Annotated in this window: 7 protein-coding genes; 2 read left to right on the forward strand and 5 right to left on the reverse strand. The window is 50.6% G+C overall.

The window, feature by feature from the left end; all coding sequences use genetic code 11:
* Nucleotides 1–111: 111 nt before the first annotated feature.
* Entirely contained in the window at nucleotides 112–1260 is a 1149-nt protein-coding gene (locus KQJ19_RS21800; protein ID WP_016152434.1) for an MFS transporter, read from the forward strand.
* Nucleotides 1261–1304: 44 nt separating this feature from the next.
* On the opposite strand, the gene KQJ19_RS21805 is transcribed toward KQJ19_RS21800, so the two are convergent.
* Genes KQJ19_RS21805 through KQJ19_RS21825 form a run of 5 tightly spaced genes read right to left on the reverse strand, consistent with a single transcriptional unit; the run spans nucleotide 1305 to nucleotide 5113 of the window.
* Nucleotides 1305–1781 carry a PTS sugar transporter subunit IIA gene (locus tag KQJ19_RS21805; RefSeq protein WP_216404130.1) on the reverse strand — a complete coding sequence of 159 codons (477 nt, stop codon included), beginning with the start codon at nucleotides 1779–1781 and terminating at the stop codon, nucleotides 1305–1307.
* Between the two features lie 53 nt (nucleotides 1782–1834).
* Nucleotides 1835–2746, reverse strand: a complete 912-nt coding sequence (locus KQJ19_RS21810; RefSeq protein WP_047501183.1) for a transketolase C-terminal domain-containing protein — start codon at nucleotides 2744–2746, stop codon at nucleotides 1835–1837.
* Entirely contained in the window at nucleotides 2746–3543 is a 798-nt protein-coding gene (locus KQJ19_RS21815; protein WP_016156111.1) for a transketolase, read from the reverse strand. The genes KQJ19_RS21810 and KQJ19_RS21815 overlap by 1 nt, the downstream gene beginning before the upstream one ends.
* A gap of 12 nt (nucleotides 3544–3555) precedes the next feature.
* On the reverse strand, nucleotides 3556–4821 hold the full coding sequence (locus KQJ19_RS21820; RefSeq protein ID WP_016156112.1) for a PTS ascorbate transporter subunit IIC: 1266 nt from the start codon (nucleotides 4819–4821) through the stop codon (nucleotides 3556–3558).
* Nucleotides 4822–4837: 16 nt separating this feature from the next.
* Nucleotides 4838–5113, reverse strand: a complete 276-nt coding sequence (locus KQJ19_RS21825; protein WP_016152439.1) for a PTS sugar transporter subunit IIB — start codon at nucleotides 5111–5113, stop codon at nucleotides 4838–4840.
* A 121-nt stretch (nucleotides 5114–5234) separates the two neighbouring features.
* Between KQJ19_RS21825 and KQJ19_RS21830 the strand changes: the two genes are divergently transcribed.
* Nucleotides 5235–6083: a MurR/RpiR family transcriptional regulator gene (locus KQJ19_RS21830; RefSeq protein ID WP_016156113.1), complete on the forward strand. Its 849-nt coding sequence runs from the start codon at nucleotides 5235–5237 to the stop codon at nucleotides 6081–6083.
* Nucleotides 6084–6146 lie beyond the last annotated feature (63 nt).

Raw genomic sequence — 6146 nt, forward strand, 5'->3', positions numbered from 1 at the left:
TGCAAATCGATCGTCCGGAAAGCGCCTCAGCCCTTTGATTGCGCCGATTGACAATGTTTTTGGCAGTGGCATGATGCGCATGAAATTTGAACTTCCTCACGGTTTTTATTCATGTCCATCTATACCCGTCCCGTCATGCTGTTGCTGTGCGGGCTGCTTCTGCTGACCCTGGCGATCGCCGTGTTAAACACGCTCGTCCCGCTTTGGCTCGCCCATGAAAATTTGCCCACCTGGCAGGTAGGTGTGGTGAGTTCTTCCTACTTTACCGGCAATCTGGTAGGGACGTTGCTGACCGGGTATTTAATAAAACACCTTGGTTTTAATCGCAGCTATTACATTGCCTCGCTTATTTTTGCCGCGGGCTGTATCGGCTTGGGGGTTATGGTGGGGTTCTGGAGCTGGATGACCTGGCGTTTTATCGCCGGTGTTGGCTGCGCCATGATTTGGGTGGTAGTGGAAAGTGCGCTGATGTGCAGCGGGACTTCGCGTAATCGCGGACGCTTGCTTGCCGCCTATATGATGATCTATTACGTGGGGACGTTTTTAGGCCAACTACTGGTTAGTAAAGTATCAACAGAATTGATGAACGTCCTGCCGTGGGTGACGGGTACGATCCTGGCTGGTGTTTTGCCATTGCTCTTTACGCGCATTGCCAATCAGCAGGGTGATGAACAGCAGTCTACTCCTATTACCTCCATGCTGAAGCTACGGCAGGCGCGTCTGGGCGTTAACGGCTGTATTATTTCCGGGATTGTTCTGGGGTCTTTGTATGGCCTGATGCCGCTGTATCTCAACCATCAAGGGGTGAGCAACGCCAGCATTGGTTTCTGGATGGCAGTTCTGGTTAGCGCCGGTATTCTGGGGCAATGGCCGATTGGCCGCCTGGCAGACAAGCTGGGACGCCTGCTGGTTTTACGCGTCCAGGTCTTCGTGGTTATCGTCGGAAGTATCGCCATGCTGAATCAGGCGGCGATGGCGCCTGCGTTGTTTATGTTGGGTGCGGCAGGTTTTACCCTCTATCCGGTGGCGATGGCCTGGGCCTGTGAAAAGGTTGAACATCATCAGCTGGTCGCCATGAATCAGGCATTGTTATTAAGCTATACCGTTGGCAGCCTGCTTGGTCCTTCATTCACCGCAATGCTGATGCAGAATTATTCCGATAATCTGTTATTCATTATGATTGCCAGCGTATCGTTTATTTATCTGCTGATGTTGTTGCGTAGCGCCAGACATACGCCGACTCCGGTGGCTCACGTATAAAGCGCGCCAGACGGTATGCAGGCAAAATGTTTGCATACCGTGACTCATTTTCCCATTGCGGGTATGCCGGAAGTTGCGAGGTATTCGCATGCTTTCAGCGCGCAGTGAAGCTGCGCCTGACTGGTCATACTCGTCAGCTGTTGTAAATGCTCCCCTTCATCCAGCCAGCAAACCAGTTTTTGAATCATTTCAATATGTCGGGTACTGCTGGCAGCCGCCAGGACAATAATTAACCGCACATCTGGATACCCTGGAAAAGGCACCGCCTCTTTCAGACACAAGAGCGACAGATGTGTCTCACTGCTTATCACTCCTTCTTCTGGACGAGCGTGCGGCAGGGCAAACTCAGGGCTTAAGATGTACCACGGACCCAGTTGTTCTGTTTCACGGATGATTGCCTGAGCGTAGGCGGGCGTAATCGCGCCCAGTTCTTCCAAAGGCTGGCAAGCCAGCGTCACGGCCTCCTGCCAGGAGTGGCATTGTTCACGAAACTGACAGGCAGAAAATAGCGCAGATGTCATTGTGTTCTCCTTATTTCAGAACAGCAGACCGCATTGCGGTCTGCCAACCCGAACTATCTGAGGGCTTCAAAGAGTGCGGTCGCCGAAATACCGTATTTCTCTTTCAACTGGCGGCTATTGCCTGATTCCGTAAACGTGTCTTGTGTCCCCAGTCGGATTAATCTCGTGGTTAATCCTTCCTCCGCCAATACTTCAGCAACCTGTCCGCCAAGCCCACCGGTGATCGTGTGATTTTCAATCGTTGCGATCTGCGGGCAACTGGCAATCAGTTGCAGAAAGCGCTGGCGGTTAAACGGTTTTAGCATGGCGACGTGAATCAGCTTGCCACGTTTTCCCTGGGCGCACAGCTGCACATAACCTGCGCTTGCTTGCTCCAGAACGGTCCCTTCATAGAGAATGGCGAAGTCATTGCCTGAGTCCTCCACGGCGGCGATATCGGTCACTCGCGGAACGGCAGATTTATCGCGCACGGGCATCGGTTCTCGGGCTACGCGAATATAGACCGGACCGGGAATGTTTACTGCCTGTTCAAATGCGGCCTCAACTTCTTCAGCGTCGGCAGGCGTTAGAATTGTGAGCCCCGGCAGTACGCGCGTCAGGGCCAGATCTTCCAGCGCATGATGCGATGCGCCGTCAGGTCCATCATCCATTCCTGGGTGGCTACCAACTAATTTAATGTTAGCTTTGGCGTAGCACGCCTGGCGCAGTTGAGTCCAGGCGGTGCCTGTCACAAACATCGCAAAGTTAACGTAGAACGGAATATTTCCTTCCAACGCCTGGCCAGTGGCAAAGCTCATTGCCGATCCTTCCGCAATACCCATTTCAAAGAAAGCGTCTGGATAGACGGCCTGGAACTGGTCAGTGCGGGTGGAGCTGGCTAAATCACTATCAATGGCGACAATGGGATAGCCCTTTTTTTTCAGGGCAATGAGTGCGTTACCAATTTCATCACGTGGGGCTTTCATCACTGCAACTCCTCCATAGCCTGCTGATATTGTTCGGTGGTTGGGGTTTTTGAATGCCAGTCACCGTTATTTTCCATATAGCTAACGCCACTGCCTTTGGTGGTATGCGCTATAATGGCGACAGGTTTTCCTTTCAGATGGCGTGAAAGCATCAGCGTGTCGGCAACCTGATGCATATCGTTACCGTTATGGAGTTCGAGTACGTGCCAGCCGAAAAGACGCACTTTGTCGGCCAGAGGTTCCAGATTCACCACCTGATTAACGGGGTCGTGGGAGGAAAAACCGTTGTAGTCGATAATCGCCACCAGGTTATCCATCTTCATATGGCCTGCTTGTTGTAGCGTTTCCCAGATTTGTCCTTCGTGCATTTCGCCATCGCCAATGATGGCGAAAACGCGCTGTGATTCCCCCCGCTGTTTTTTGGCCGCCGCCATACCAAAGGCAATGGATAATCCCTGGCCCAGCAGGCCGGTTGTTGCATCGACTTCGGGCAGAGATTTGATGCTAGGGTGCCCCTGTAAACGTGAGTTAATTTGTCGAAAAGTATTAAATTCGCTGCGCTCAATTTTGCCTTTTTGATGCAGCATGGCGTACTGAGCAGCAACCGCATGACCTTTGCTCATGACCACGCGAGCGCGAGGGGCGCAGGAGAAGTCCACCTCTTGATCGTAAATCCAGGTCAGAATGTCGATGATGGACAATGCACCGCCAGGATGGCCAATGCCTGATTCATAAATCATGGTGACAATATCCCGGCGAGCAGCCAGCGCATGGGATTTCAATTCGTCAATATTCATGTTCATTCCTTATCAGGGCAACATTTTGCCGATGTAATAAACCACTAAGCCGAGGGCGACAAAATCTGTCTCCGGGAAGCTAGTACCGGACAATCCCACCGATTCCATGATGGGATAGATGAGTGCCGGGCCAATACCAATTAATATGCCAGTGACAAAGCTACCGGCGATGGCCCCTTTCCAGCCTCCTGACGCATTACCGAAGACGGCGGCGGTAGCACCAATGAAGAAGTAGGGGATGGCGACGGGGATAATGACCGTTTGCCCAATTGATGCGAGTACCCCCATAACTACCAATCCACCCACAAAGGAAGAGATGAAACCTAAAACGGTGGCGGTTGGGGCATACGGAAAGACGACTGGGCAATCCAGTGCGGGTTTGGCGTTCGGGATAAATTTTTCAGAGATGCCCAGAAATGCCGGGACTATTTCTGACAACAGCAAGCGAACGCCGGTGATGATGATATAAAGCGATGCGGTAAACGTGAGTGACTGGAATAGCGGATAAACCAGCCAATGCATTCCACCGGCGGCGGCCGTTACCGCTTCTTCGCCTGCGGCAAGCGCCGCGATGTAATAGAAAATACTGACAGAGATGGACACGGAGACGATGTAATCTTTAAAAATCCCCAACCATCCGGGAAGATTTAGCTTTTCTGTTGACTGCTTAGGATCGCCCACTTTCGAACCGATCCATCCCGATAGCGCGTAGGCCAGAGTAACGTAATGCCCCATCGCGATTTCATCATTACCGGTAATCTTACGCATCCACGGCTGAGCGATAGCTGGATAGACACAGGCCGCAAGCCCCAGCAGTATGGAGCCGACGATAATTGTTGTTACATCGCTGTAGCCAAGCGCCTTAAGCGTAACGGTTAAGAGGGCAGACAGATACAGATTATGTTGACCCGTCAGGAAGATGTATTTGAACGGCGTTACGCGGGCAAAAAACAAGTTCCAGCCGAAACCAACGACCATGATGAGTGAAACGCACATGGCAAACTTGGTTTGTGCCAGCCCAGTTAACGCTTCGGCTAACGGCATCACACCTTTCAGACCGAATCCATCGCTGAATAAGGTCTGAAAATTACCTAAGGATGTCACCGCAATCCCTGCTCCGCCGGCAAATACCAGAAATCCGACGATGGTTTTAAAGGTACCTGAAAGCACTTTTTCGATGGGTTTACGCTGGATAAGCAAACCAATTAGCGCAATAAAGCCAACTAAAAGTGGGGTTACACCCAAAATGTCGAATACAATGAACTTTAGGAGATCCATATTTCCCCCGGAGAGGTTAGTTGTTTTGAACAACGCTGGTGAGCGCAGATTCCATTTCTTCGCTGTTCATCAGATCGGTGATACCGATTGCTCTGAACCCGGCGGCTTCTACCTCATCGGTCAGGTCGCTCATGGTGATCACGAAGTCGATGTTTTGCCAGGTTCGTAGTCCTGACAGGACATCGTGTTCAAGATCGATATCCCAGCCATGTTTATCGATGACTTTTTGGGCTTTTATTTTCAGCATTAGCGAACTGCCCATACCGGTACGACAGACGATCAGACCTTTCATTAGACGTTCTCCTGTTTGTAAAAATAATTATTTTTAATTATCATTGGTGCGATAAAAATTATTATCGCAAAGCCGGGCAAAGTATGTGACAGCATTTGCATTTTGTGCAAAAAGGCGAAAAATGAGTCAGATAGATACTAATTTATTGATTAACATAAGAAATGGGGCTTCAGAGCTGAGTCCGATCCTGGAAAAGGTAGGGCGTTTTATCACTGAAAATCCTGATTTTGTGATGCGGCATACGATAACCGAGCTGGCCGATTCTATTGATACCAGTGAGGGGAGTATCACTCGTTTTTGCCGTGCCTTTGGTTTTAAGGGGTTTTCTGATTTCAGAACGGCTCTTGCTCTGGAGCAAGGAGCTGCACGGCCGAATGATGGCGGAAGTGAGGAGACGGCGGCGGTACTGGCAAGCGTTTGTGACAGCAATGCCATCATCGACAGCAAAGAGTTGCAGGCGGTTGCGACCTGGTTAAATCAGCTCAGTAATATTGCAATTTATGCGGTAGGTACTGCGGTGCCGGTGGCGTTATTCCTGCAAATCAATCTGGTGCAGATGGGGAAAATAGCCAGTTATATCGACCGGTTTTATCCGGCGGCTATCTCTCCGTTGGCGGACAGCCAAAAAACAGGGATTATCGTTATTCATACAGAACAAGTCTCTACCGATATGATGCAGTCGCTGACGCTAGCGAAGGAACAAGGCATAAAAATTCTCTCGTTAACTCGCGGATCGTTTGCGCCATTAAATCGGCTTTCTGACTGGAATTTGCAGGCGGCGGTTGCGTTACAGGGGGAAGGTGAGTCTGGTTTTGCTGAAATTGCTGGTGCGATGATGGTGGCAGATCGCATACTCAGTGCTCTGGAAGAGCAGGATGAGCGTTACGTGCAGTGTCGTAAAGCACACCAGAAACGTATTTTCTCTATTGAAAGCGTGACCAATAAACTTTCAGAATATTTTATGTCGTAGGCATCGAACGTTGGCGTCGCGCTACTCAAGCAGAGCGCTGCGACGCCGTGGTCGTCATACCTT

Origin of the sequence: Citrobacter sp. S46_ASV_140 (assembly GCF_018919545.1) — a bacterium.
Lineage (GTDB): Bacteria > Pseudomonadota > Gammaproteobacteria > Enterobacterales > Enterobacteriaceae > Citrobacter > Citrobacter braakii.